Below are 25,488 nucleotides of genomic sequence, written 5' to 3'. Positions count from 1 at the left end.
TCCGAAGCCATTGATCCAGATGCCTTTCACTTCGCCCGGAAAAATAAACCTTCCAGAAGTTGCGAATGAATGGGAAAACAGATGGAAAGATGTATTATCTCGTTCTCAGGAATTGCAGAAGAACCTAAATGACATTGATCAGAAAAGTCAACAATACTGGGGCAAGTTAGAGGATATTACTAATAGGATGAATGACTCAGCTTTAAGAGAGAAACAAAAAGAAAAGAATCGCAAATTCCAGGAAAAGTGGAATGAAACATATAAAAGGGCGAAGCAGCACGTTAACTTGACAATAGAACTGAACTCTAAAGCTCAAGATTTTCACAGCATTATGATGCTTAATGCAATGAGGCAGGAAGTCGAGGTTAGTATAGATCAACTTAATAGCATTGCTGATGAAGCATCTAGCCTCTCTAAGCAAATTGAAGAAGCTGCCCAGCAAGGACAAGAAATTATCGAAAAATCTAAACTGTGAACCACATGAGAAAAGTTTAGATAAAAACACTGACAGAACAAAAATAAAAGCTCTTTGGAGGGCGTTGGGTTGCTGTCCAGCGAACGAGATTCCACCCTCCAATGGCAGTTGAATTGGCGGATTGCCACTAACCAGCACCGTTACACCTGATCGAAATAGTGCATCAGATTTTCCCGCCGCTTATGCCCAGTCCGGCGCTGAATTTGAGCAGGTGAATATCCTTTGGCGCGGAGCTTGGTGATGTAGGTCCGTCTGAAGCTGTGGGTACTGACTCCCTCGATCCCCACAAAATCGCACGCCAACTGCAAAACCTCGTGTGCCTGCATCCGGCTCAAAAACGGCTGTTTGCTGTCTGGTCGTGCTCTGAACAAATACCCCGATTCGGGCATCTCCCCAGATTGCTGCCAATCCTTCAAAAACGATCGCAACCCCGGCACAATCTCTACCTGCTGCGTGCCCGTCTTTCCCTTGCGAGTTTGCCGCGTAAACGTCACAAAGTTGCCGCGAATCATCTCCGCTTTTAACTGCAACGCCTCACTAATTCGACAGCCCGTAAACAGACAAATTGCAAACAAAGCGCGATCGCGCCACGTCTGAAAGCCTTCCTCAAACAATCGCCCCAATTCTTCATCGGTGAGCAGTTTTGCCTGTCCATGACCATCGACCTTGGCACTTGCTTCTAAATTCCCCAGATCAATGTCGAAGTTGATCATGTTTTGTCTTCTAAACAAATCTGTACCCTCATCCTAACCTGACAAAATACTAAATTGTCAGGTTGAGGGCTAGAAGTGCTGAGGTTTCGTTCTCGATTGCCTCAACAGAGCGGATAAACGGGTGAATTAGGCAAAACTTATCGCTCAAAACTTCTAGAACCCTGATTCCACCGTTGATTCATCAGTTTGTTTTATAACGCTGGCGAATTAGCGGTGAGTCGAAACGTTGGAAGCAGGCTCAATAAACTATTTCTACAATTCGTTCTTTTTCGAGGTTCGGCAGATCACTGCCAGTGATCAAATACTATTAAGGTTTTAAGGTCTAATACTATAAAGCCCTAATGGTAAAGGCGCTAAATCGTTTTTCTGGTATATCTAAAGGTCTAATACCTTGTTAGGTTTCAGAGATGCTTAAAGTTGCCATCTTCAATTTCAAAGGAGGGACTGGAAAATCGACGACCACATTGAATCTGGGCGCTGCTTTAGCGTTGGCAAAGCGGCAAGTTCTCGTCATTGATTTAGATGGGCAGCGAACGTTGTCTTTTGGGCTAGGGCTGGACGGACAATCGCCCACGACTTTAACTTGGCTAACCTCAACGCATTTTTTTACGCCCATCGCTACCCAGACCAAAAATCTGTCGCTGATTCCAGGCGATATCGAGATGTTTCGGCTCACGGCTGATACAGATTTATTTACACCTGCACTCGAACGTCTCATCGGATTTGATGTGGTCCTGATGGACTGCCCACCTTCGTTAAGCGTGGCATCAGTGCAAGCGATTCTATCGAGCGATCGCATTATGGTGCCGACACTCTGTGAGCCAGCCGCACTGAAAGGACTGTCAGAAGCGGTTGAGTTGGTTCGGGGTGAGAATACAGCCATTCCGATCGAAGTTCTTCGCACCCGATACAAGCCTCGCTTGGTGCTGACTCGCGAGGCTGATGATCTACTAATCTCTAGTGCAGAAGATTTGAATTACCGACTGCTGCACACAGTCATTCCTGAAAATATTCAGGTTGCAGAGTCGATCGCGCAACAGCAGCCCATTTTAGAATACGCGCCCAAATCAGCGGGGGCGGTTGCCTATAAGTCATTGGCAAAAGAAGTTGCGAAGCTCTGGAAGGTACAGCCATGACAAAACGAATGGGCGGGCTAGGAAAGCTCAGTGATTTTGGGCGATCGACTCCAGAATTTCCAACTTCAACGACACAACCTGAAGCACCAGAAACCTCACAACCAGAAGTAGAAATTGTTAGCCTTCCTGCCAAATCAAAAGAGCAAAAGAAGCTGAAGAAGGTTGAAAAGCCAGTGACGATTAATATCAAAATTGCGCGTGAGCAACAAGAATGGCTCGCGGATATCGCTCGCCAAGTTAGAGACAACAACCCTGATCCTGTACCTGCTAGCGATCGCTGCTATCCACAGCATCTCATTCAGGTCGCCATTGATTTATTGGCATCTGCTCCGGTGAACTGGGCTGAAGTCCGGACTCCTGAAGAGTTGAGGAAACAGCTAAACCTCTAATACCTTAAAGATATTAGGCTCAATGCTGGGTTAGATTTCGTCTGGATTGATGCCCATTGCTCGTAGGCACTCAGATAATCTCTGAGCTTTTTGCTCTGCTTCACCCGCCCGTTCTTCTGCCTGGTCTACCCGTTCTTCTGCTTCATCCGCTCGTTCTGCGCCAGTTGGAATCACTTGCCCAGCCCGATCGCACCAGCGCAACCAGGTCCGCGTCACGTCTTCCTCAAACTGTCCTTCCCACAGCACCAAGCCCAAGCCCACTGCATTCAACCAAATCGGTTGTCCTACTTCGCTAACTCCTTCAGCGGGAGTCAGTTCGGTGTAGCCATCAGGAGCACTCGCCCATACCCGCAATAGCGCTTCATTCATGTCGTCTTTGCCCTGAATCTGCTGCAACGGGTCAAACACTACGTAGTAAGGAATGCGAATTTGAGCATACAAGTCTTTCTTGATGGTTGTCTTTCCCTTCTGCCGCGACTTCCGGCTTAATGTCAGCTCGTCGCCTTCCTGATTCGAGACGATTTCAACACAGACCTCTGGCAGTTTGCCAAACTCCCACACAAAGTACGATCGATTCTGCTTCTTCGAGAAGTCGTCGGCGCACTGCACACCAAGACTCAGCATCACATCGGGAACGACTGGATCGCCCTTCAATTTATAGAACAACCCCACATTGGCAGCCGTCAGAAACGGTGACGGCAACGGCTTAGAACTGTAGAGTGGTTCGACTAATAGCCGCTGCTGTTTCTCAGATTGCAAATTGTCCACAGGGGTATCGTCCTCGATCGTCAAATGGCTCACGTCAATCTCGGTGACGATTTCTTGGGTGTCGAAAAGTTGCTGAGTCATGAACGGCGACCAGAATTCGATATCTCATTATCCTCGAATTTCATCTGATCGCGTTGCCTGTTGCAAACTGCCTAAGGCGAAGAATTGCAGAATTCTTCGCGCTGGCTGCGACCTGTCTAAAGGGGATACTACATCTCACACTACAGGCACTGGACTAAACTTGGACTGGTGAGCGTAATACAATCGCCCTCAAACCCGCGTTTCCTCATTGCGATCGCGGTTCAATTTTAGTTCAATAAAAAACCGCTCGAAATCAGCGCAGATGTGCATTTGGGTGATTTTCATTCAGTTAGGACTTCTGCGGCGGACGCAGAAGAGCAAAAATTACTGTCGCTAGGAAAATTGATGTCTACAGTTTAACTTGGTGGCAGAAGCGGCAAATAATCTTTCAGACCCTCCACCAGTTTGTGTATGCTTCCACCAATCCTGACGGCTTTGTCAAGCGTCAAAACGTAATTAAAAGCTTTCCCAACTATTTCTTGTGCCGCTGTTCCTGCGCCCTGCCAACCAGAAAATAGAATCCTCCCAGCTACTTCCTCACTAACTCTGGCTACTCCAATGGAACCTCTGATTTGATAGTTAAGCAAAGAGGCTTCAATTTTTCTGAGTTCATTGATCAGAAACGCCTTGATTTCTGCATCTATGTCGGACTTAAGAATCTCGTTCTGCAACTCGCCAATCTTTTGTCTTAAGTCTTTCAACTCTTCGGAAGACAGCTCATGTACTCCCCGATTTTGAGATTCTACAATATCTGCACAAGCAGCAAGCAGATCTAGATTCTGTCTGAAATCTCCTCTCACGGATTCCCAGACACCACCTAGAATGGGATGACTCATCAAGGAGAGTCTGAGATTGTTCAGAGGAACAAGATAGACATCAGTGTCTGTAACTTTTAAACTGCGGATTTCCTGCTCTACATCATCAAAAAGGACAAACAACTGACCTACCTTTTGGCAAACTTCGGCATAATCTGAAGGGTTAGCTTCCAGAACCTCCGCCCATATCGTTTGTATTGATCGTTGCCCGTCCATTTCCTGAGCTTGTTTCAGCAGAGTGTGGAGCTGACGGCTTGCGCTACTAAGAGACATATCAGGTGTTTCAGATTATGTACTAGACATATTTTATACAAATCTTCCGAAAAACGCTATATGTATGAAAAAATTACTATTTTTTCGCATATATAGTGATTCGCAGTCTGCTACGGTGACAACTGAGTTGCTTTTGTAGAGTAGGAATTCCGAGATTCGCGCAGCTATTTAAGCAATTAAATGTAAGGTTGAAAGAGATAGCCATTGAGATTATGAGGAAATTTCAGAACATCATGCGCGTGTATCTCACTCATTGCTCTGCTGAGAGAGAACCGCTACTTAAGGACTCTGGAAAAACCGCCACACCGGATGCCCTTTATACCCACCCCAGAATTCAAGAATTCATGATCAGATGTAAATCAATGGGGGTGAGTTGGGGAGTATTGTCTGATCTCTACGACGTGTTTGGGTCGGATCAGCATCAGGCTTGGTACGAGCAACACCCTGATACTGTGACCCAATACGAGGAAGACAGCATTATTCAAGCGTTCGACCGCGCATTGAGCGAGTATGACGAGATTTGGTTTTACATTCGACCCGAATCGTTCCACCTGTTCTATGGAAGAGTACTGAAAAGAACAGCACTTGCCGACAGAATACGAACGTTTGAAGACATTGAGTTAATCAAGTAAATTTTCTGAAGTGCTCATTCAGGGCAGGATTTGATTCACCAATACCCACTCCGCCCTGAGCGGCGACGGCGAACGCAGATGTAGTAGAAATGTCGTGGCTAGAGGATCTGATGCTTAAAGTGTGTCCGAGGTAAGTGATTTTAAAACTTGCGGCACTATTTTATACATATTTAGATTGATACACTCAACGTTAATACATCTATGATTAATCCGGTAGATTCAGCCTCTTACGTGATCCACAGCTATTAGCACAATGACTACAGAAACCTTATATTTACGATGTCACTTTTTTGTCGTTGGTACTCGCCCACTTTGCCTATGGGATACGAGTATCAGCGACAAAAACCTAAAGTTTCTCAATAGCATTGACCCAAGTTATTTTGAATACTTGGGTCAACTTTATTCAGATTCACTTAACACTCAAGATCAATCAACAAGCAGAAAGGCACAACATGCAGCACTAGCTCTTCGTACTGCATATGCCCAAGCACTGGAGACTCTGTTTGCTCTAATTTGTTCAGCGATTCAGGCACCCTGGTGTGTACCAGCATGGGTTAATGCTTACAAGAACCATGAATTGCGAGACCTTGTTGAGAAAATTCAGGAGACACAGCAGATAATCTCTCTGCTAGAAACTGAAACGCCTTCATGGTCAACTGTTTACGACTTTTTGTTCCCAGCGCTAGATATAGAAGATGAAATCTACAAGTCAGCCGTTAGGGATGGCTTCATCCGAACATGGAAACGTTTCGCCTATGATTTCCTTGATGACGGCTCTATTCGAGAGTACAACAGCATTAAGCATGGACTTCGGATAAGCTCAGGAGGTTTCAAACTGCATATAGGAATTCCAGAAGAACCTGGTGTACCACCACCAACAGACAAGATGGTAGAAGTAACAAGTAGTGATTTTGGTTCAAGCTATCTCAACTTTGAAAAGGTTGGCGACCAAGCGCATCATCTATGCCTTAAAGGTGAGTTACGCAACTGGAACCTGGAGAGTTTGGTCTGGGGACTACAGTTGGCGGCAATGTCCATTGCAAACGTGCAGTCAGTATTGAAGGGGCAGAGTGAGAATAATTCTCAAGCTCCGTTTCGGTGCCCAGGAGACCTTTTGGATTTTGATAGATGGAGAGGATTTGTAACTCTAACTGAACCTGAGATCGCAATACCATCAGAACTTATCCATCCTTTCACCAAGGAAGATATTCTCTCAAATTACAAAGCTGGAATATATTCACAAAGCCGGAATATATTATTACGCGAAGGGAATAATGGTTGACGAGACTGAAGAGAAAAAACAGCATGACATTTGCTAGATGACAGCGGCAGGTTCTTATCCCACAATCACTATCATCATTTAACGCCGGCTATTCGAGCATTCAAGCAGTCTTCTGCATTTCAACAAATTGCCAACGAATTACTCCCACTTCGTCGGTGCGGCAAATGACATAGCCAAAGAATTCTAACCGTTCCAGATTTTCTTTGATTGCCTTTTTTGCTCTGGCACCGCCTTTGAATTGCGCTGCGAGTTGGTCTACTGTCCATTCGCCCTGGCTGGTGCTGAGGAGTTCTTGAATGGCGGCGAGTTGCTCTTTTGGTTGCTTTGACCAAGTTCTTTGCTCGGCAGGTTCGATCGCTGCTGTCTCTGGTTCCATAACTCCAGTCAAGGTTTGCTGTACTTGTGCTTCGCCGGGAGCCTGATAATCAGGGCGCAGCCACCGGACTAAACCATTACGCTCTTCTTCGGCGCGATCAATGTTGAGTGCGACCAGTTTTTCTAGAATCTCGTCATCGCTGAGGGTGGGCTGCCAGCCGTAAGCCTCAAACACTGCAATGTCAAGGTCATCATGAATTTGTTTGAGAGTGGAGACTAAAGCTTTGTCGTTGTAAGTGCGATCGCTGTCCGTAAACGGTTCTCCCCGGCGAAGCTTTTCTAGCAGGTTATACATTCCGGTAATTGTGACATCAGGATGTTGTACCTGAACTCCTTTACGATGCGCGTCTAACTTTTCACCCAATTCACAGATTTTCTGTTTTTGTTCAGGAGATAGGTCAGGAAATGGGAATTTATTGAAACACTCTGAATGGTTATAGTTAGAGTCATTACCAACTCCAAGCCATGCTCCACTTCGTAATACCCAAGTTAAGTGAATACGCGAGGACAGAATACCAAGAAAGGAAGAATCATTTAGTGCAATAGTCACAAGTTTTGCATCAGGTACAATATCATTTTTTAAGAATGTGAAAACTCTGTGCTTTGCTGTTCGGCACGTAACAATGTATCTATCTAATCCTTCCAGAGCATTACGAGTAGTGACTACTGGTTCACCAAAAATCCACCATTTTTTTCTATAACAAGCCCTATTATTTTGTTCTCGTTCTGGCTTAACTCTTTCAAGAATCCATTGATAAATAAGTGGAAAATCACTCTTCACGTTATCCTCTGATAAACCAAACAAGTCAATGACCATGATATCTCGTGGCTTATCTGTAATATCTCTTCCGTTACGATATCTACGAATATATTTTTCGGTGTTTGGGACTGTTCCTAGACCTAATTTTTTTGCCTCATAAGAAGTTATGGCAAAGCCAGAACCAATCAATTGAACTCCCCGATTCCCAATTTTTTCGTTCGCCTTCAACACTTTAGTAGACGTAATATCGGCACCTATAGACAAGTTAGAAAAGATGCTGCCTAATTTAGATTCAAATTTGACTACTGACTCACCATCTTCTTTTGATAGCTCTTCAGTTACTATACTTAGCAAGCCTTTGTGTTGACCTTTAAGGGCTGATGTCATGGAAATTCTGACTGCTGCTCCATCGGAAGCATCCACCCAAGGATGATCAGGAATAGCAAAAATTATCGAAATCGATTTTTTAGCTTCAATGTAGGGAGAAATAATACGGCGGTTGAATGTCTGGCGTAAACTGTTAGTTGTAATAAAACCGAAGCAATCTATCTTTTCTTCTTGCAGTAAAGATGCTGACTTGTCCCACCAATACATTACATAGTCAACTGATTCAGGGATATTTCTGTACACCGATCTTAAAGCTTCTACATAACCATCTCCTAATCGCTCTCGCATTCTTGCATTACCAATAAATGGCGGATTTGAGACAATATAATCTGCCTCTTGCCACTCTGCCGGTCGTGGATTGATATAGCGATAAATCGGAATTTGGTCACTTGGGTCAGGGACATCCTCACCTGTCGCTGGATGCTTCATCGTGCGACCACCCCACCGAGTTTTAACCTTTCCCGTTTTAGGGTCGATCGCCTCTTCCCTCCCGTCGTATGCCAGCACCGCATCTCGATGTTCAATATTGTGGAAATTTTGCAAAACAGGTTCAGGCGGCGGCGTGGTGCCGTAGCGTTTAAAGTGCCATTGCAGATAACCAATCCAGATGACCAACTCAGCGATCGCAGCAGCTCTAGGATTGACCTCAATGCCCAGAAACTGCGATGGGTTAACTTGCTCAGTCTCTAGCTGCACCGCCCCTACCACGTCCACCAATCGCTGCATCACTTCAGCCTCAAGGGTTTTCAGCAAATCCAGTGTCACATACAAAAAGTTGCCCGATCCACAAGCGGGGTCAAGAATCTTGATTTCCCGCAAATGCTTGAGAAAGGCGCGAATTTCCACCTCTGCCTTCTTTTTCTGTGCAGCAGTGGGGTCTTCTTGTCCCTCGTCCAGCTTGAGCAAGCGATCGACCTCCATTTCCACCTGCTGCCACTCTTGCCGAATCGAATCAATCACTACCGGACGCACCAGCCGCTCTACATACGATCGCGGCGTGTAATGCGCCCCTAGTCGGCTCCGCTCTTTGGTGTCAAGAGCGCGTTCTAACAACGTGCCAAAAATCGCAGGCTCTACCTGGCTCCAGTCCTTGTTCGCCGCTCTAAACAACGTTTCTAACTGCTCCTTGGGCAACTCAAACGCGGTCGCATCTGCAAAAAAGCTGCCGTTAAATCGTAAAATCCGCTCAAATCCAAAACTACCGCCTGTGTTCATCGTCTGCCACAGGTTTTCAATCTCTGGCTTAAAGCGTTTGGGGTCAGCAATCCACCGCTCATTTAAAGCTGCCTTAAACACCTCTCTCGGCAATAGCCCTACATCTTCGGCAAACATGGTGAAAATGCAGCGCATCAAAAAATTAGCGACCTCATGCGGATCGTGCCGCTGCTCTTCAAGCCACTTCGCCAGTTTTGCCAGTTCTGCGGCAACATCTCGCGTCACTCTTGCCCGATATCTTTCTGGATTTAAGCTTTGTGGATCAGTGAAGATCGCCACAAATCGATCAAACACATCCGGCTTCAAAAGGTCATCGAGATCGAGCCGCTCTCTCGCTCCATATCCGATCGAGTAGCTGCCGCTAAAGTCCATCCACAGTTCAAAGTGAGATCCGATATCACACGTTATGAGAAACGGGGGCTTCACATCTAGTTGCTTGACATACGCTCGCGCCTGAAAAAATGCTTTTTCCATTGCCTTGCGATACGTTTCTGTCCCTCGCTTTGCCGTGCCCTTGCCGGAGATATCGCTACCCTGCTTCGCTTCAACCAGCAGATGTCCTTCTTTGTAAAAGTCAGCAAACCGAGTCGTAGAATCGCGATCGCTGTGGAAAAACTTGATTTCCTTATCAAAACAGTAAGGATCGCCAAAAACATTGCCCTTGGGAGGTGGAGCCGTGACCCCTAACGCATCACACAAGTCGCGAAAAAAATTCTGATAGTTGGCGCGCTCATTTCCCTGAGAGCCTTTCCAAATCGTGAGAAAGTATTGAATTCGCTTGTTATCTTCTGGCTTCATGCCGTTCTACCTGTAGTCTATTCATAGTATCAACGGAAACATCGGTAAAACAGCATTTTTTGCCCTAGCTCACATCCAGCAGAAGTTCACTGCTCACGAGCCACGCAAAACGCGAATTACCCTAATCACAGCAACTGACAACGGTTGTGATCGATTCAACGTTCTCGTTCAAGCGATTTTGCCCGCGCTAGTACCGCCTCGACCTGAGTGTAAACAGCGTGAATATAAGCTTTCGCTTCGTCCAGATCGCGCTGCACGATCGCCTGCGCCTCTGTGCCCTGAGCGATGATGTTCATCGCTTCTTGCATCGGGTCATCACAAGTGCTGTATTCCTGTAGAGCAAGCAGAGAGACTCGCACATCCCGGTCAAGCGGCGCTAAATGCGCGAGTCTAACCGATAAGCGCTCATAAATTTGACGATAGTATTGCCGATGCGCTTCGAGTTGAGCATCTGGCTCTGAAGCAGCAGGACCCTCCTGAACCGGAGGCGGATCAGGTGGAAGTTCAATCGTCTCTGGCAAAACTGGCTCTAGTGCGGGCAGGTCTTCGGTTTTCTGAGCATCAGAAGTAGTTTCAGTTCCCAGTTGAGCGTTTACGACCAGCCAGCGGTGAAGATCTTGCCAAAGCTGAACATCTGAGATCGTAATGTTTTCCTGAGCCTGGACATCCATTTTCGTCGCTTCACGCCGCACGTTGTATCTGAAGTCGCGATCGTCGCGACTGAGCAGATAGCTTTTATTGCCAAAGTCAACCTGAAGCTGATACTCGGTACTCGCTTCCGACTCTTTACCGAATGTCGCGCCGATCGTCGCATAGTGTTCAAAGATTGCTTCAGCCAGCGGCAAAATCTGCGCGGCGTAACGGCTTTGCTGTTGGCGTTTTAGTCGGCTGTCCCGTTTTTCTTCCAGAGCGCGATTAAGGTCTGCAAGTTGCTGGTTAATTCGGTGAAGTTCGACGTGACTAGACGATTCAAAGTCTCGAAGCTGCTGATTAATCGCGTCAAGTGTCGATTCGCGACGGTGATTTGATTCTCCAGCGGTGTAACCGAGGGGAGTTTGGCTTCGGTTTGGCTCAATCGCTCGTCGATCTTCGTCATCACTTGCGAACTGTGGCGACTGAATTCGGCGAACAGGTCGTCGATCGATTCCTCCACTTCGGTCCGTAATTGCTGAAGTCCCTGGGCGACCTCCTGGGGTTGTGTCGTTGATGCGGTCAGCGCTGCCACCTGGCGCTCCAGTTGATCGAGGCGTTGAGGCAAGGGCTGGAGTGCTGCAATCAAGTCGCTGAACTGCTTCTGCTGTTCCGCCAAGGCTTGAAGTAATATCGTTTCTGAGGGCGTTCTGCTGGCGTTGCTCATAAGTTAAAGGTTTCCGTTGACAGAGTTCCTGAATTTTTGGGTTGTCGCGCTCTGAGTAGGCAAGTTCAAAGGTTTTACACAGTCCTGGGTCAGAGTGTTTGAAACTGTAGCGCGTCCCTAGTGAATTGCCTGATAACGCGACTCCATCCAAGCTATAAGAAATCCCTTTCGATTTCCCAGTTCGAGTGAATCCCATTCGCACTTCAATTCCTTCGGCTTGGGCATTCTCGATAAATTCAGTCACTGATGCGCTGCGTTGCCCAACGTTCTCTAAAAGATCCTGCAACCGTTTCTGAACGCTGACTTCTCCGGTCGCTGCTTCTTTCTGAAGTTGGCTGATCGTTTGCGATCGCCGCCCAACTTCCCAGCTATTCGGGACCGCTGTAAGTTCATACTGTCGCTCCAAATCGCGCAGAATTTGCTGCGATCGATAACGCTCAAACGAAGTGCTGATCGATCGTTCCGTTTCCAGATTTATTCGGCTGTAAACGATGTGCGCGTGTGGATGGGGTTCATCGGTGTGGCGAACGATCGAGTAAGTGTATTTGTGTAATTCAGTCTCTCGAAAATCTTCGACTGCTTTTCTAAATTCTGGCTCGTTAAATTCCTTTAGCAATTCTGGACGCTCTGAGGTCAGAATCATTGCGGCAAGATATTTTTCGCAGTATTCGGCGAATTGCTGATCATCGAGGTCTTCACCGGGCGGAAACGAAATCGATGTGTGCCCCACCGAGCGCTTGACGCGATCGTTGAGGTCGATCGATACCATAAATTTTTGCGTGGCGTTCCTCACGACGGCTTGCAGTTGATTGTGCGAAAGTTGATCGCGCTCAACCCAGGGTGCTGCACTGCCGCCAATCACCCGTGCGCCCGCTTTGCTAATGGCATAGCAAATGGTGGCACGGGCGGAATTGTTGAGTTTGATTTTGGCAGTACTCACGTTTCCTCTTCGAGTTCCTTCGCTTCCGAAATTAGAGCCAGTTCCACTGCTTGCAGCTTTTCGAGCAGTTGGGAAAGGAGTTGTCGATCGGCTTGACTCACTCTAGGTTGAGCTTGACTATTCAGCCTTCTTACCGCTTGATTGAGATTGATTCCAATGCGATTCAGTTCAACTAAGAGACTGCGATCAATCCTGCTCACTTGCCGTCGATTGCGGCGACGAATCGGCGGGGTTTCACCGGATAGTTTTGATCGAACGTAGTCAGAAAAATTGATTCCTCGTGCTTCTGCTTCCGCTTTCAATGACTCTTTTAATGAATCTGTTAGACGAATTGTGAATTTGGTTTCACTCTCCTTTTTCGCTCCTGGTAGCACGGGGTCGAGCAGTTTCTCAAGATGTTTTAGGTCGCGATCAAATTCGCTCATTTCCGCTGCTCGGCTCGGTGGGGGTTCTCCAAGGGGGTCGCCCCCTTGGGCAAGCTAGATTTGTCTGGAGCGGCGTAGCTGCGTAAGACAAAACACAGCTTGCCAACTTCGCAAAATTTCTTTGAAAGTACGTTCAGACTAGCGCGTAAAAGCGAAGTTCGTCGCGGTTTGGGAGAGATCGCAACAATCTGTAAAGGCTTTGTCTGTGAAGAAAAACAATCGCTACGATTAAAACAGCACTAAGATACTACTCAAAATGGCGCAATCTAAAAATAGCGGCTCTGCTTCAAACGAACCACAGGAGCCGAAGGAACCCGATTTGAATGGGGCACTAGAAGACTTGAAAAAACTGGCGGAGAAGCCTAAGAAGATTTCGCCAGAGGAAGTGGTGAGATTAGGGTTTGAGCAAATTGAGATAGCGATTAAGCAGGGCTACAGTTACACGGACATCCGAAAGATTTTTGTCAATCGCGGTGTGCAAATTTCAATTAAAGACCTCAAAAACCAGTATGAAGCGATCGCAAAAACCAAGGAGTGAGGTAAATCGAGTCGAGTGATTCAGTTTAGCCCGTGCCAGTAAAGCCTCATCGAGCAGATATCGCAGCAAAATTCAGATTGGGGCATTGTCATGTCGGGTTTGGCAGCGAAATTTATAGTTCACAGTCATCGTGCCACCTCCACTCAGAGTGATTGATCAACTCCCGCGTCACAACTGCGCTATCGGGTTCGACAAACAACAGATGTCGATTCCGTCGTCGATCTGGTAAATCGACTTCCTCAGACTGAAGCCAGGATCGATCGCCAGAGTAATCGTAGAAATCATAGACAACTCGCTTTATGGATTTCGCTTTGTGAATCAGAAAGTCTTCGATTTGCCCGAAATTCAGGTTGAGGACTTTTGCGGGAATTTGTGGAAATTTATGTAAATTTGTGGGACAGCGAAGGAACGTTTTGCCCAATTTTGTCGAACTGCCCTAGCTAAAACGAGTGCTTACACCCCTCTGTGGGAACTTGGAGGAATTTGCAAGGCATTCGTAGGAACTTGGAGGAACTTTATTGCACGACAAAAATACTTCAAGCAGTCGATGTGTCAGTCGTATGCGAAAGCGCGGCTACTCCCGTGAAAATTGCACAAATTTCGAGAATTTTGCGGCAATTACACGCGATCACACCAGTTGCACTCGTCTTTCATCTGCCTGACATCTTGAGTCTTTAAAGTCTTGAGCATGGCTCAAATGGTTCGGCTTGGCTCGTGTGAGCTTCGATCCACTGCGTTGTTTGCAATTTCCTACATCTAACGCCAACCGTGCCTCGTGCCTTGCTGACCGTGCCTCGTGCCTCAATCATGCCTCGTGCTTTAGCGATGTCACGTTTGTGCCGCACCTGTGTCTCAGATGTGCCTCGTGCCTTGCTCGTGCTTCATTCGTGCTTTGCGGATATTCCGACCGCGCCTTATCTTTCAAATAGAACCACAACAGAGAACAGCAGAAAAATTCAAAGGCAAGGATTGAGATCGGGTGAAACCCTCTTTTACAGCAACGATCTCAGTTTGGGTGGAATACTTGTTTGCGACAGAGATCTCAGCTTGAGCAACGGCTTGAGGGGCTGACTGTTGAGAATTTACTCAACCGGAATTTACGTTTTTGTCGTAGTAAATAGGCAGTGCGTGATTATGCAAAAAATGTCTTCAAAAAACTGCATTTGACGGCGTTTAACGGCGGAAATTATCAGATCAACTTCAGATAAGGGTGACGCTCACTCGTGTAGGCAAAAATGTACAACTTTTTGCTTTGTTTGACGGCAAAAAACGGCGTTTGACGGCAAAAATCTACAGCCTCAAATTTAGGCGGATTTGCCATTTGAACGAACGTTTAGAACCTTTGACCTTCTGCCTCGATCCGCAGAGCTTCACGTAGAAACCCGCATTCTACGGTTGAGGTTGTGACAGTCGCTCAATGAGAGAATGCAGGCTTTGAAATACAACCGAACGGCGGTATCGTCTAACTTTATTCCAATCGTTGTTCAAGGCACTCATTGTAAAAAGAACCGCCTTCGCTGGAATGTTAAAGTGGTGAAACGATGAGCTGTCTATTTTGTCGAACCAATGCACTCCGAAAAATTGTTATGACCGATCAGCACGCGATCGCCCATCAGGTAGAAGAACTAGACAGTGAGCGAGTCAAAGCGCTCGTGTTGGACTGGCTTTCGGAAACCAGTGGCAGTCTCAGCGATTTTGAGCGCTTGCTGGGTGGTGAGCCGCGTCAGGAAACAGCACTGGAGTACGGTCAGCTTGATGAAGCCCTTTCATTTCATCAAATGACGAATGCAGAAATGGTTGAGAGTAGCTTGCAGGTCTTGGCTGAATACAAGCGCAAGCGCAACGGGGTTTCGCACGAACGAGTTCGGGATTGGCTCGATAGTTTAGGCAGTGATCAGCCACGTTCATGTCCCAAGTAACGTGGACAGAGACTGCTTTAGCAGACATTCAACGGCATTATGAAGCCCTAGAGCTAATTGATTCAACAATCGCGCTTCAGGCAGCTCAAGCCATTCGCGAGGCTGGAGACCGCCTTGAAACCTTTCCGAAACGGGGCGCGATCGTTCATGCCGCCACCGGATTACGTAAGTTGCAAGTTGCATTCGGCAAGTTCGGATTCACGATTCACTACGCTGTGATCGAGGATGAAGTCGTGATTTTGAAGGTTTACCACGGACGCGAGAACCGCCCAACTTAAAGTCAGTAGAGACTGAATCCACAGTCCAGAATTTAGGTAACTTTTGAGTCTCGCTCTGCTCCCAAGCCGCAGAACTTTCCTGGTTGTGGGCGTTGCGTTGAGTGACTCTAATTCTCGATCGATCCCTTCTGTACGCAATGCCCGCAACCAGGTGGAGGAGACCGATAAGCAGTTTTGCGCCGGAGTACCGTGTGATCGATTAGGCAATTTGATAAATTGCTCGCTCCCACAGGTCGGGTGGAATGCTTTCTTGGAGTAGCCTTCGCGCTTCTGGGTCTGAACTGCTTTCGTAAAGTCCTCGAATGTCTGCGAGATCCTCGGAATTAAAGGGATCTTCTGCGATCGCACCCTCCCGATCTACTTCTATTTTCTCAAGGGGTGAGATCTCCTTTCTACGTCGCTCGATAATGGCGAGAAGCGTTTCTAGTTCTGGCTTACAGACTTCGTAACGCCGATTATTCCGATTGCCGCATCGCTGAGTGTGGATGCCGTGACGAGATAGGATTTCACCGATGATTTGCTGGTCGGACTGCGTTTCGATATTGCGGAAATTGAATGCCAGCCGGAACTCGACCGAGTGCGATCGCACAAACGCAGAAATGGATTGCACCTGATCCGCTGGAAGTCGCTCGATTTCCCCGGCTGCAATTTGGCAGATGAGTGCCGCAGCTCCCGATTGCTCTAGTAGCCAGAGTGCGATCACATCCGGCTTCCAGTCTTGCGGCGTGTCGGGGTTGCGCTCGATCGACTTGACGGTGCGTTGCGTTGCCAAGTCCGGATGCAGAACGGCTTCGAGTCGTTTGATTTCGGTGCGGGTTTGACCTTTACGATCAAACTCGACATCAGCGCTGGTCACGGTTTCGAGTTCGTAGAAGTCCTTCAAATAGTATTTGGTCAACGAGAGCGCTTCATCGGGGGTGAGTGCTTCGGTCCGATTTTCGAGCAGTTTTGCCGCTTCGTCGGTGAGGTCTAGGGCGATCGCGACTGCCTCACAGTAGCGCTTGTGGGTAACGCGGCTGGCTTCGGTGATTGCCGCCTTTGCCGATTGAATCTCAGATTTTGAGAGGTTGGGGCGAATGACTTTGACTCGCTTACCTTCTTTGCGAAGCAGGGCGATCAGGGTTTCCCGTAATGCCACCATGCCCCGATTGCGGCGAACTTCGAGCGCGGCGAACATCTTGAGATTTTCGCTCTGCCAGTCGATCAACTCGGTTGCCTGGGCAGTTTCAGGCTTCAGCGAGTGGCTGACGAGTCGCGCCGCAGCGGTGTTGAGTTGGCGAAACTCTTTAAGATAAGTCGAAACGTTGAACGCGCCACTGTGCTTGCTGTAAGCACTGCCTTTGTTGGCGATCCAAAAGTAACGTGGCACTTGGCTATCTCGAACACGATCCGGCGCTTGGGCGATTTGGTGCGCTGAAATCGAGCAGCCAGAGTAGAAGCCCCATACGCTGTCGATCAAGTTGGTATGATGCTCGATCGAGAAGCCTTGCACGACAGACGGCGAGGAAATAATAAATCGAATGCCTTGCAGAATCAGGTTCGGCAGGTCGCGCCCTTTGGAGGCAAGGAAACTGGTTTCAATCTCTCCGCCGCTGGTGTCTCCAGAAATTAACAGCGTTTGACTGCGTCCTAAAAGCTCGGTCAGCGAGTCTGCCAGTCCTTTGGCATCACAGTTGATATAAATGATTTTGCCGTCAGGAAGCTGATCGATGTGCTGTTGAAGTAATGCGATCGTGGCATCTTTGGAGCCGTCGATTACCGTCGCCTCGTAGGTCAATGCCTTTCGTTCTGATCGCACGAGATACGCCCGTTCACCTCGAATTTCTTCAATAAATTGCAGCGCTTCTTCGGTCAAATCGGCATCGGCAATGACCACTAATCGCGCCGCTCTAACTCGTCGAACGAACTCGCTTAGAAGTAAGGGACGGATGCCATCTTTGTTGGCGAGTTTCGAGCCAAGCAGAAACTCTAAAGTCGCGGTCACCTCGTCTAGAACGAGCGTATCGACTTCGACGGCTGAAACCTTCATTAACGATGGAACACAGACCGAGCCGCCATTAACAGGCATTCCGTCTTTGAGCAGCTTCGAGCCGTGGAAGTCACCATCGTTGACAAAGACTCCAGCCCAGCCTGCCGACTGGTCGCGTCCTAAACTGGTGAGATGCGTGATGGAGAGCCAGCGAGACAATTTCAGGCATTTCCCGATCGCTTTCGATTTGCCTGACCCTTTGCCACCGTGGAGAGCGGCAATCCCTGATGTCGGCAGTTCTAAAGCAATTTCGGTGAATTCGCGATCGCCAATATTTAGGTCTGGTTTGCGACGGACTTCTCGTGCTAGATGCTGCTGAATTCTCCATTGGGCAAGAGTTTCAGCTTCAGAGTAGGATTGCTCCCATGCAACAACGCCGCGATTGACGATCAGATCGTCGATCCCTTTACCGTCTTTACCGTCCCAGGTGGCGACTTTGACCTTGCAGTCCGCTTCAATCAATAAATCGCCTAACTGACCGAGTGCCCGACTGACTTTGTAACGGGTCTCGAATTTCGCGTCCTGGTCGAAGGCGAATACAAATTCTCGTCCCTCGGTGGCAAACGGTTTAAGGTCAGGAATGAGTTCTGGCTTGAGTTTGCGAATCTTCTCGCCTGCGATCAGGTCGTTTACGAGTCGTCCACCGTCGCAGCCGTAGAGCGCGATCGCAACATAGCCGTGCGACAACAAGCAGAGGGATTTCTTACCGCCTTCAGTCAACACGATTTCAATGTCGTTATCTCGGACCCATTGCCAGAAGCTCGACTCCTTGGGGTTTACGCCAAACCCGCGAGCGCTGCTCGTGAGTGTGAAATCCCGATTTTTGTGAGCGCTCCTGACCCACTGGGGTAGACGATCGATCAGGTTGTAGCGCTGGGCAATTTTGACCCAAATTTGCACTGTGACTGCGGGTGTGAATGCCTGCGAACCTTTGCCTTTCGGAGCAAGATACGGCTTCCTGTCGGGTTGCAAACTGCGCGACAGTTTCACCTGCCAGGGCGATTGATCTTCATTCCTGAAAAGCGCCGCTTCTAGGTTCTCTCTGGCTTCTGCGCCAAACCGAGTGACGTGCCAGTTGAGCGCTTCGTGAATGGGATATGAAACGTCGCCGCCAAGAGAAAATTGGGTGTCGGAGAGGATTTCGATCGCCGCCGAAAACAAGTCAGGTGCGATCGCGCTACCGTCGAGAAATTCACGCTGAATTTTACTCTTGAATTCCTGAAATGCAGGCTGTCGCATGCAGAAAGCTGTGGAATTCAGATGGAAGTTTGTGGAGTTTGGAGCATTTAAAAAATTCACTGTCGGCTACCCTTTTGTTGCTGGGAGCCGAGCCGCTGCGCTGGTTCTGGCGCTGGCTTTCGGAGATTACGGAGGGCAGCTTCTAACGGTAGGTGTAGTGTGGGGGTGTATGAGCATATCTTGAAATATTCCAGTAGGCTGGAGTATCCAAAAAATCTTGAAATCTTCAAAAAATTTTGAAATATTCTAAGATATGATGCAGTTACGTCTGCAAATACAAAAACCAATAGACAACCTTGCCCTACTGCAATACAGTAGTGCCAGAGACCGAAACCGGGGCGCGTTTGGAACTCATTAACATCACTTAGTTTGGCGACTGGTGGGATGTCTTGAGTGGTGCGGCTCGGTTTTTGGTTTACATAAGCTTTTCAGCCCCTACTAGCAGGGGTTTCTCACTATTCAGTTTTGTCAGAGAATTCCTCCTTCAGTTCTCAATTAAATCTTTGAATTCCCACTGGAGCGCTTCAATTAGTGATGCTAATTGTTTCGGCGGCAACGTTGGAATATGCTTGTCCGCCTCCCAATTGATCACAGTGTTTTCCGTAACCCCGACAGCTATAGCTATTTTGTGTCGCGAAAGTCCTAGTGATTCACGACGCTTTCGCATCCGCTGCCCTAGCGAAAAAGCTATTACAGTAGGCATAAGTGAACTTGTACTAAACGGTGTGATCTTAGCAGGGATTTCATCAAATTGAACAAAAGCACTAGAAAAAATTGTCGCCGATCACAAATAGAACTTCCAACTATCCAGTAGAGCTGTCTTCCTGTGGCATTTTCGACCACTCATCAGGAGTAATCTTTTCAAGCTTTCCTGTGACACAAAGCTTCCAACATTCATCAGAAGATATGCCACGTTTCTTTGCAAGATACTCGACGCGCTTCATGATGAGCGCTTCTCTCTCTTGCAATTTGGCACATAAAAGCGAACTACCTTGAAAAGAAATTGATCGAGAATTGATTGCTGCATCTGCTGCTAGTAAGTCTTCATACCACTCTCCAATGGGAGAAAGAACGGTTCGATCATCTTTCCTGGGCATTTCTATAAGTTCCATATCTGCCTCTACATTGTCCCGTTTTTGTCCCATTGAACAAAGCATACACTTGTATCTAGAAATATTGACCCAAATTTATCCCAAATTTATCCCATCTTCGTCCCAAATTTTAATTATGATGATAATATGGCAGTCATACAGTGGCGAAGGGCGGCAGTGATTGGCTGTTGTAGCGAATCTTCAATTCTTCTCATAACGCCTGTGCTAGCGCTTTCTCTACTGCGTCCTACAAAGCTTTGATTCAATTTATCTGGAGTAGCCCGAATGGTTTTGTCTTCTCCAAAACTGGCGACATTAGCCAGCGACAACCAATTTCTACCTGTTGGGACCGATTGCGGCAACGGCAACCTGAAGCTAATTGTTGACCATGCAGAGATCCGCACCCCTAGCTATTTCTTACCGATTCATGGGGAGCCATACGACATTCCAGCCCCGATCGACGGGGGCTTCGTGCAATATCTTGAAGGCACTCGATCTGACTTAGTAAATCAAACCTGGATTACTGGAAAGCCTGCCTACACTCAAGACCCGCTTGCCTGCCTGCGAATCGTGGACGACGAGCGCGGCAAAATTCGATATGGCTTGCAAATGCTCTTGGGTGGAATCGCAACCCTATCGCATCGCCCCTTATGGCGGTTGCTTGTCGTTGCCTCGATTCAAGATGCCAAAGTGTTTGGGTCTGAGTTGAAACTTGCGATCGCAGGAACTCACACGGTCAAATTCAATGGTAAACATCACACCACAGTCGAAATTCAAGTCGCCTCAGTGATGGAGGAAGGATCTGGCGCTATCCTCTCAAACCGCGCTCAGATCGATGCAGATGGGCAAAATATTCTGATCGACTTTGGCAGTGGAACGACAATTCTTAGTCTGTTTGGAGCCAAAGGCAAACTGATCGATCGACGAGTTTACCCCGCCGGAGTGGAGCGGCTGATCGATGCGATTGCAACCAATCAAGAAACGCGAAAGCGGTTAGCTCAAGAAGGGGATCGTGCTGTGATTCGGACTGGAATTGAAAACAGTACTTTCAGCTACGGGCGAATCGACTGGAATTTTCGCGATATCTACAATCAGGAACTCAAACCGTGGGTGCAGTCGGTACTCGCTCCGGCGTTAAAGATTGCCTCGCCTTGGGTTCCGACTGCCAGTACGAAACTGGCGATCGGCGGTGGCTCACAACTGCCTGGAATTGCCCAGCTCCTAGCGCGTCAGGAATTCGTCGTCGTTCCAGATGGGGCATGGTCTAACGCTCGTGGATTGGCTCGGATTGCTCAATTACAGAGAGTGAATCCATGAGAATCACGATTAAGAGCCACCTGATTCACTACATCGAAGAAGTGAGTTCGCAGCTTGGCATTGATGATGCAACCGAAGTCGTCTCGATCATTCTGCTTGACCACAAGCGTGGCATCTGTCGCTGCTCGCGTTCACAAACGCATCAATCGGAAACCCCTACCGCCCTTGCTAAAGACCCCAACGAACTCTTAGCAGACGGGTTAGAAGACTTGCTCAATTCCGCTTCCTACTGATTTGGACTCCAGACAAAACACCAGATTGGAGCTTTCACAATGGTCAAACCAATTGGATATTTCGGCGGGAACTACAACCATCCCGCGATCGCTCAGTTCTCAGAGCAATTTGAAGACATGAGCGGAAACTGCAAAGAACTCCCTGACAACGATCAATCTGCTCTACTCGCTGTCCTTTCGGTTCATGCCTGGGGGCTGAAATCCGGACTCGAAGAAGACTTCTGGACCAATGCCGAACACGCAATTGGCGATGGTGTTGAAACTACAGCAGAAACCGAAGAACCAGACGCACCGATGACATTGGCACTCGAAGCCCTCTCGACGCTGAGTGATGCCGCTCAATGCTACTCGCTGATTGCTTGGCTCGTTCAGTAGAAGGGTTCAGGTTCCTAGAACATCGAAAACCTCGATCGACCGCTTGTAAACACGACACAACTAGAGGCTACCCTATGAAATCAAACTTTCAGCACTTCTTTGAGGAACACAGAGCCGAGTGTATCTGTGGCGCGATCGCTGTGGTTGCTTTACTGACGAATCTTGGCAGCATCAAGCAATTCATGGGTGAAAACAATCAACTGCGCGAATCCATGAAAGTAGAGCAAGCTGATAACCAGCGATTGCAAGTTGAGCAATTAGTTTCAGAACAGCGCAAAGAAGTCGCCGACGAGCGCTATCGAAGCAATTGCGTCATGATCTTCTCGCTCAATCGTGAAGGGTTTTACACGGCAATCACCGAGGGCGAACCGACCCTGAAGGGCGAACTCGCCTCCAAGTATCGCGGCAAGAAATTGAACTATCTGAAGATGCCGAGAGATGCGTTTTTGCCCGCAGGAATGACGATTTGTGATCCGCTCGGCAACACCGCAAAGCTCATTAAAGATCCCAGTCTCAATGGGATTGCAGTGGCACGAGATTTAGCAAACACGGGCGATCAGGCGTTGATTAAGAGCGCAATGGAACGCGCACGCGGCATCTATTCCAACCCAGTCAAGTAATCAGGAGGTAACACAACATGGGACTTCGCTCAGAGACAAACGCAGGTACAGATAGGAACTGGAAAGACAACGCGAAAGACTTCGCGCACCGAGCTGGAAGAGAAGCGCGAGATGCAATGGATAATCCCCTATTCGGCTTCATTGCTTGGTTACTGGCGATTGGGCTTGGGGTGGCACTGGTACGAGTGGCAATCACGAACATCGAACCGTATTACAGCCTGTTTCAAGGTGCAAGCAATGATTCTCCGTGGGTAAAGAATCTGCCTGTTTTGGGTTGGTTCATCACGCAATGGAACACAGCGATTAGCGCGATCGGGGCAATCCTCGTGTGGGCAGTAGTGCAAATCTTCCAAGTGCTGTGGATTTTGATTGCACTAGACCGCAAAGCGAAGCGCGGCGCGTTAAAAGATGCCCGACGCAACGGTGTAGATGCCAATGCGTTTGGCGATCGTCGATCTCGGAAAGTCGCCAAAGGACTCAATGGCATTCCATTTTTCTTCATTCGTTGGAGTGCTTTACTTGCACTTGCTGCCTACGCCTTCGATTTCGTGATCGGCATTCACAAATATCCGCCAGCTCGCAGTCTACAAATTTTCTTTGTAGCGATCTCGTCGGGTATCACCAGCCGCATCGACTGGGGCAACCTCTGGAAGCTGTTAATCATGATGTTCAGCTTTGAAGCCTTGCTGATTCCATTTGTGATTGTGGTGTTCTGGATTCGAGCGCGGCAAGCTGACAGCGAAGCGTAATCACATCGAAGCCTTGTAGAGCAACCTACTGGGCTTCTGTTCCTTTTCTCACACCCAGCAGAGGATTTCATCATGCTCAGTCGTTACGACGAATCCGAGGGCAAATTCAACCCCGACCAAATTGCAGACAAAATTGAAGACTTTGAAGAACAAGTTTCAAGCAAGTTAACCAACGCACCGACCGGACGCTTTCTCATTGCCGCTGGCATCTTCGGCGCGTTAGTGATTCCCTGTGGACTTCCAGCAAGTTGCGCGATCGCGCTTCCATTTCTGGTAAATGCGGTGAAGAAAGCTATCAAGAACGGGCATCAGGCAGAATACGTGGCGAAGACCGGGATCTTTTGCCACCTGCTGAACCATCGTGAAGTCGCCCAACTGATTCGATTCACCGGACGCAAGTTCATCATTGATCAAGCAGTACAGGCACACATTGACGGCATGAAGCTCACACCCGCCGCGATCGAGATCGTTGAACTGATCGAGGGAGGATTGACCCCGACCACGTTTGAGGAAGTCAGAAAGGCATTTACAACCCAAACCGAGTCAAAAGAATTAGCTGCTGTCGGCAACACAACGCGGCTCGGCGCACTTCCCGTGGAATCCAGAGAAGTAACCACACTGAACCCCGTTACTGATTCAGAAACTGCCAAAAATCCTGTCGTAACTCATCCCGTCGATTATTTGATCGGTGATCGACTGAGAACTTCGCTGATTGTGTCAGTGTCAGGTGGAGGCAAAGACTTCCTACTGTCGAATGCGGTTCGCAAATTCTTAGCGCTCTATCCGCAGTTCAGCGTGATTATGATGGATTGCAAGGATGACTCGAAAGAGTATGGCTACTTTGCCAATCTGCCACAGGTGAAGGTCTACCGCTTGAATTTGGAAGTATCGAGCGATTCGACCGTTGCAGCTTGGATTGATGCGGTGATCGATGATTTCAATGGTCGCCCTGAAAAAACGCTGCTGATTTGCAACGAAGGAACGTTAGTTAGGGACAAATCGAAGCGTTATGTCGATGCGATCGCATCGTTGGTTAGCTCTGGGGATTCCAGGCAGAAATACTGTTGGGAAGCAGGACAATCGGGGCACACCGATGATTTGAAAATCAATGGAGCGGCGCGATCTCGCTTCCGTCCGATGGTGATTGCCATGTCCAACGAAGAAATGCAGGTGGAGGCAATCTTAAGAGCGAAATGGTTAGCGGATTCTGCGAATGATATGCAAGCCTGCCGTTCAGAAATGCGACGTTCTCCAATCGGTCGTGCTTGGTCGGACGGGCAGCGCTGGTATGCCATGCCTGAACTGGAGAATTATGCGGGATACGATCGTGATTCTCGATCGTTTACTTCGGCTCAGAAAGTAGAGTTACCTGAAAAGACCGTTTTGAATCGCAAAGAACCACTCCAGTCTGACTCGAAAGTGAACCTTCAAAAACCCAATCTTTCCCGCACTGAATTGATATTAGCGATCGCGGAATTGGGTGAATGGTTGGATAAGAATCCTGAGATCGAGCCAGAGAAGGTCTATGAAAAATACAACGCTCGCCGTAAAGGATTCAGTCGTCCTGAAATTCGCTATTTGCTCACACAAATTGACAAGCTGAATGATGATTGACCCATTGACCCACCTGCTTGAAAGACCCTGACCCGCCCGATGGGTCAGGGGGTCAAGGCTTGGGTCACGGGTTCTGGGTCATGCGGCTGGGGCAGACTTATGGAAATTAAAGCAACCACAAAAACAAAACGATTCGTTGTTTGTAATGCTGAAGTTCACTCCGAAAACCAGATCACAACCATACTTCCGAAGTGATCGCTACGGATCAAGTGGACTTCGCACTCCTCTGCCGCCCCGATTGAGAACGTGCGTGTAAATCATCGTCGTCTTGACATCCTTGTGACCGAGGAGTTCTTGCACGGTGCGAATGTCATACCCGTGCTGTATACGTAAACCGCTTATGAGAGTTCTGTGACAAAAATTTTGGTCATTTCAGAAATTTTATCTTCTTTACGCGGAAATTTTGATATACAAGTTGTATGGATTAGTAGTTTTGTTCTAGATACGAGGTGAACATACATGATGGACAGACGGTACGGTATTCTACTCGCCACTCCGATCATCTTCCTTTCGGGTTGCCAACCTGCGACACTACAGACAGCGACTCAAGCTATTGCATTAGCAGACACACTAATTAAAACGTACAATTCGTTTCGGGAGACATCCAAACTTCACCAAAAATCTGTGAGTGAAGTGGTTGCAAAGACGAGAGACAGACTAGAACC

At 48.0% G+C, this 25,488-nt stretch carries 25 protein-coding genes and 1 pseudogene; 15 read left to right on the top strand and 11 right to left on the bottom strand.

The genetic code is table 11. The annotated features are described in order from the left end of the window. On the top strand, positions 1-475 hold a 475-nt coding region (locus tag NIES2104_RS30570; RefSeq protein ID WP_225895362.1), incomplete at its 5' end, for a hypothetical protein. 140 nt (positions 476-615) lie between these two features. On the opposite strand, the gene NIES2104_RS30565 is transcribed toward NIES2104_RS30570, so the two are convergent. Beyond that, on the bottom strand, positions 616-1,188 hold the full coding sequence (locus NIES2104_RS30565; protein ID WP_059002759.1) for a site-specific integrase: 573 nt from the start codon (positions 1,186-1,188) through the stop codon (positions 616-618). Positions 1,189-1,595: 407 nt separating this feature from the next. Between NIES2104_RS30565 and NIES2104_RS30560 the strand changes: the two genes are divergently transcribed. Continuing rightward, complete coding sequence (locus tag NIES2104_RS30560) at positions 1,596-2,324, top strand: ParA family protein (RefSeq protein WP_059002758.1); 729 nt, start codon at positions 1,596-1,598, stop codon at positions 2,322-2,324. Continuing rightward, positions 2,321-2,713: a hypothetical protein gene (locus NIES2104_RS30555; protein WP_059002757.1), complete on the top strand. Its 393-nt coding sequence runs from the start codon at positions 2,321-2,323 to the stop codon at positions 2,711-2,713. Before NIES2104_RS30560 ends, NIES2104_RS30555 begins: the two co-directional genes overlap by 4 nt. Positions 2,714-2,743: 30 nt before the next feature. Here NIES2104_RS30555 and NIES2104_RS30550 read toward each other — a convergent pair whose 3' ends face one another. Together NIES2104_RS30550 and NIES2104_RS30545 are read right to left on the bottom strand one after the other, a co-directional pair. Beyond that, entirely contained in the window at positions 2,744-3,562 is an 819-nt protein-coding gene (locus NIES2104_RS30550) for a Uma2 family endonuclease (protein WP_059002756.1), read from the bottom strand. A 356-nt stretch (positions 3,563-3,918) separates the two neighbouring features. Continuing rightward, entirely contained in the window at positions 3,919-4,650 is a 732-nt protein-coding gene (locus tag NIES2104_RS30545) for a hypothetical protein (protein ID WP_059002755.1), read from the bottom strand. Positions 4,651-4,862: 212 nt separating this feature from the next. Between NIES2104_RS30545 and NIES2104_RS30540 the strand changes: the two genes are divergently transcribed. Further along, positions 4,863-5,282 carry a hypothetical protein gene (locus NIES2104_RS30540; RefSeq protein WP_156427182.1) on the top strand — a complete coding sequence of 140 codons (420 nt, stop codon included), beginning with the start codon at positions 4,863-4,865 and terminating at the stop codon, positions 5,280-5,282. A gap of 253 nt (positions 5,283-5,535) precedes the next feature. Continuing rightward, the gene (locus NIES2104_RS30535) at positions 5,536-6,564 is read left to right on the top strand and encodes a hypothetical protein (protein WP_059002753.1); all 1,029 of its coding nucleotides are present in this window, start codon (positions 5,536-5,538) and stop codon (positions 6,562-6,564) included. Between the two features lie 100 nt (positions 6,565-6,664). Here the strand turns inward: NIES2104_RS30535 and NIES2104_RS30530 are convergent, their stop codons facing one another. From NIES2104_RS30530 to mobC, 3 genes are all read right to left on the bottom strand, one after another. After that, positions 6,665-10,099: a DNA methyltransferase gene (locus tag NIES2104_RS30530; protein ID WP_059002752.1), complete on the bottom strand. Its 3,435-nt coding sequence runs from the start codon at positions 10,097-10,099 to the stop codon at positions 6,665-6,667. A 155-nt stretch (positions 10,100-10,254) separates the two neighbouring features. Next, positions 10,255-12,396 (bottom strand): relaxase/mobilization nuclease domain-containing protein, encoded by a 2,142-nt coding sequence (locus NIES2104_RS30525; RefSeq protein WP_059002751.1) that lies wholly within the window; start codon positions 12,394-12,396, stop codon positions 10,255-10,257. After that, complete coding sequence (gene mobC, locus NIES2104_RS30520) at positions 12,393-12,821, bottom strand: plasmid mobilization relaxosome protein MobC (RefSeq protein ID WP_059002750.1); 429 nt, start codon at positions 12,819-12,821, stop codon at positions 12,393-12,395. The genes NIES2104_RS30525 and mobC overlap by 4 nt, the downstream gene beginning before the upstream one ends. A gap of 256 nt (positions 12,822-13,077) precedes the next feature. Here mobC and NIES2104_RS30515 point away from each other — a divergent pair, with 256 nt between their 5' ends. After that, positions 13,078-13,359, top strand: coding sequence for a hypothetical protein (locus tag NIES2104_RS30515; protein ID WP_059002749.1), 282 nt, complete (start codon positions 13,078-13,080; stop codon positions 13,357-13,359). Positions 13,360-13,471: 112 nt separating this feature from the next. Here NIES2104_RS30515 and NIES2104_RS30510 read toward each other — a convergent pair whose 3' ends face one another. Beyond that, positions 13,472-13,780, bottom strand: a complete 309-nt coding sequence (locus NIES2104_RS30510; protein WP_059002748.1) for a hypothetical protein — start codon at positions 13,778-13,780, stop codon at positions 13,472-13,474. A 1,165-nt stretch (positions 13,781-14,945) separates the two neighbouring features. On the opposite strand from NIES2104_RS30510, the gene NIES2104_RS30505 reads away from it, so the two are divergent. After that, positions 14,946-15,278 (top strand): hypothetical protein, encoded by a 333-nt coding sequence (locus tag NIES2104_RS30505; protein ID WP_072218299.1) that lies wholly within the window; start codon positions 14,946-14,948, stop codon positions 15,276-15,278. Continuing rightward, positions 15,266-15,556 (top strand): type II toxin-antitoxin system RelE/ParE family toxin, encoded by a 291-nt coding sequence (locus tag NIES2104_RS30500; RefSeq protein WP_059002746.1) that lies wholly within the window; start codon positions 15,266-15,268, stop codon positions 15,554-15,556. Before NIES2104_RS30505 ends, NIES2104_RS30500 begins: the two co-directional genes overlap by 13 nt. A 199-nt stretch (positions 15,557-15,755) precedes the next feature. On the opposite strand, the gene NIES2104_RS30495 is transcribed toward NIES2104_RS30500, so the two are convergent. From NIES2104_RS30495 to NIES2104_RS30480, 3 genes are all read right to left on the bottom strand, one after another. Continuing rightward, positions 15,756-18,824: a plasmid replication protein, CyRepA1 family gene (locus tag NIES2104_RS30495; RefSeq protein ID WP_059002745.1), complete on the bottom strand. Its 3,069-nt coding sequence runs from the start codon at positions 18,822-18,824 to the stop codon at positions 15,756-15,758. A gap of 484 nt (positions 18,825-19,308) precedes the next feature. Next, positions 19,309-19,491: a helix-turn-helix transcriptional regulator gene (locus NIES2104_RS33895; RefSeq protein ID WP_225895363.1), complete on the bottom strand. Its 183-nt coding sequence runs from the start codon at positions 19,489-19,491 to the stop codon at positions 19,309-19,311. Between the two features lie 136 nt (positions 19,492-19,627). Next, a complete protein-coding gene (locus tag NIES2104_RS30480) occupies positions 19,628-19,969 on the bottom strand; it encodes a hypothetical protein (protein WP_059002742.1) in 342 nt (113 codons plus the stop codon). A 231-nt stretch (positions 19,970-20,200) separates the two neighbouring features. Here NIES2104_RS30480 and NIES2104_RS30475 point away from each other — a divergent pair, with 231 nt between their 5' ends. The 6 genes from NIES2104_RS30475 (at position 20,201) to NIES2104_RS30450 (ending at position 24,823) form a co-directional block, all read left to right on the top strand. Continuing rightward, complete coding sequence (locus NIES2104_RS30475; RefSeq protein WP_059002741.1) at positions 20,201-21,232, top strand: ParM/StbA family protein; 1,032 nt, start codon at positions 20,201-20,203, stop codon at positions 21,230-21,232. Then, on the top strand, positions 21,229-21,465 hold the full coding sequence (locus NIES2104_RS30470; RefSeq protein WP_059002740.1) for a hypothetical protein: 237 nt from the start codon (positions 21,229-21,231) through the stop codon (positions 21,463-21,465). Before NIES2104_RS30475 ends, NIES2104_RS30470 begins: the two co-directional genes overlap by 4 nt. Before the next feature lie 39 nt (positions 21,466-21,504). Next, on the top strand, positions 21,505-21,840 hold the full coding sequence (locus NIES2104_RS30465) for a hypothetical protein (protein ID WP_059002739.1): 336 nt from the start codon (positions 21,505-21,507) through the stop codon (positions 21,838-21,840). Positions 21,841-21,914: 74 nt separating this feature from the next. Further along, a complete protein-coding gene (locus NIES2104_RS30460) occupies positions 21,915-22,460 on the top strand; it encodes a hypothetical protein (protein WP_059002738.1) in 546 nt (181 codons plus the stop codon). A 17-nt stretch (positions 22,461-22,477) separates the two neighbouring features. Next, entirely contained in the window at positions 22,478-23,209 is a 732-nt protein-coding gene (locus tag NIES2104_RS30455) for a hypothetical protein (RefSeq protein WP_059002737.1), read from the top strand. A 72-nt stretch (positions 23,210-23,281) separates the two neighbouring features. Next, positions 23,282-24,823: a hypothetical protein gene (locus tag NIES2104_RS30450; RefSeq protein ID WP_059002736.1), complete on the top strand. Its 1,542-nt coding sequence runs from the start codon at positions 23,282-23,284 to the stop codon at positions 24,821-24,823. 198 nt (positions 24,824-25,021) lie between these two features. Here NIES2104_RS30450 and NIES2104_RS31200 read toward each other — a convergent pair. Next, positions 25,022-25,150, bottom strand: a pseudogene (locus NIES2104_RS31200) (tyrosine-type recombinase/integrase); the annotation flags it as partial. A 132-nt stretch (positions 25,151-25,282) separates the two neighbouring features. On the opposite strand from NIES2104_RS31200, the gene NIES2104_RS33200 reads away from it, so the two are divergent. Next, the coding region (locus NIES2104_RS33200; protein ID WP_225895361.1) for a hypothetical protein at positions 25,283-25,488 on the top strand (206 nt) is incomplete at its 3' end.

Origin of the sequence: Leptolyngbya sp. NIES-2104 (assembly GCF_001485215.1) — a bacterium.
Classification (GTDB): Bacteria; Cyanobacteriota; Cyanobacteriia; order Leptolyngbyales; family Leptolyngbyaceae; genus Leptolyngbya.
Note: the sequence above shows the minus strand (reverse complement) of the source record. Positions and strands in the feature narration are given on the sequence as shown.

Bases quoted from the DNA above. Each gene is read 5' to 3' on its own strand.
- NIES2104_RS30565 (WP_059002759.1), bottom strand. From the start codon at position 1,188: ATGATCAACTTCGACATTGATCTGGGGAATTTAGAAGCAAGTGCCAAG.
- NIES2104_RS30560 (WP_059002758.1), top strand. From the start codon at position 1,596: ATGCTTAAAGTTGCCATCTTCAATTTCAAAGGAGGGACTGGAAAATCG.
- NIES2104_RS30555 (WP_059002757.1), top strand. From the start codon at position 2,321: ATGACAAAACGAATGGGCGGGCTAGGAAAGCTCAGTGATTTTGGGCGA.
- NIES2104_RS30550 (WP_059002756.1), bottom strand. From the start codon at position 3,562: ATGACTCAGCAACTTTTCGACACCCAAGAAATCGTCACCGAGATTGAC.
- NIES2104_RS30545 (WP_059002755.1), bottom strand. From the start codon at position 4,650: ATGTCTCTTAGTAGCGCAAGCCGTCAGCTCCACACTCTGCTGAAACAA.
- NIES2104_RS30540 (WP_156427182.1), top strand. From the start codon at position 4,863: ATGAGGAAATTTCAGAACATCATGCGCGTGTATCTCACTCATTGCTCT.
- NIES2104_RS30535 (WP_059002753.1), top strand. From the start codon at position 5,536: ATGACTACAGAAACCTTATATTTACGATGTCACTTTTTTGTCGTTGGT.
- NIES2104_RS30530 (WP_059002752.1), bottom strand. From the start codon at position 10,099: ATGAAGCCAGAAGATAACAAGCGAATTCAATACTTTCTCACGATTTGG.
- mobC (WP_059002750.1), bottom strand. From the start codon at position 12,821: ATGAGCGAATTTGATCGCGACCTAAAACATCTTGAGAAACTGCTCGAC.
- NIES2104_RS30515 (WP_059002749.1), top strand. From the start codon at position 13,078: ATGGCGCAATCTAAAAATAGCGGCTCTGCTTCAAACGAACCACAGGAG.
- NIES2104_RS30505 (WP_072218299.1), top strand. From the start codon at position 14,946: ATGACCGATCAGCACGCGATCGCCCATCAGGTAGAAGAACTAGACAGT.
- NIES2104_RS30500 (WP_059002746.1), top strand. From the start codon at position 15,266: ATGTCCCAAGTAACGTGGACAGAGACTGCTTTAGCAGACATTCAACGG.
- NIES2104_RS30495 (WP_059002745.1), bottom strand. From the start codon at position 18,824: ATGCGACAGCCTGCATTTCAGGAATTCAAGAGTAAAATTCAGCGTGAA.
- NIES2104_RS33895 (WP_225895363.1), bottom strand. From the start codon at position 19,491: ATGCGAAAGCGTCGTGAATCACTAGGACTTTCGCGACACAAAATAGCT.
- NIES2104_RS30480 (WP_059002742.1), bottom strand. From the start codon at position 19,969: ATGGGACAAAAACGGGACAATGTAGAGGCAGATATGGAACTTATAGAA.
- NIES2104_RS30475 (WP_059002741.1), top strand. From the start codon at position 20,201: ATGGTTTTGTCTTCTCCAAAACTGGCGACATTAGCCAGCGACAACCAA.
- NIES2104_RS30470 (WP_059002740.1), top strand. From the start codon at position 21,229: ATGAGAATCACGATTAAGAGCCACCTGATTCACTACATCGAAGAAGTG.
- NIES2104_RS30465 (WP_059002739.1), top strand. From the start codon at position 21,505: ATGGTCAAACCAATTGGATATTTCGGCGGGAACTACAACCATCCCGCG.
- NIES2104_RS30460 (WP_059002738.1), top strand. From the start codon at position 21,915: ATGAAATCAAACTTTCAGCACTTCTTTGAGGAACACAGAGCCGAGTGT.
- NIES2104_RS30455 (WP_059002737.1), top strand. From the start codon at position 22,478: ATGGGACTTCGCTCAGAGACAAACGCAGGTACAGATAGGAACTGGAAA.
- NIES2104_RS30450 (WP_059002736.1), top strand. From the start codon at position 23,282: ATGCTCAGTCGTTACGACGAATCCGAGGGCAAATTCAACCCCGACCAA.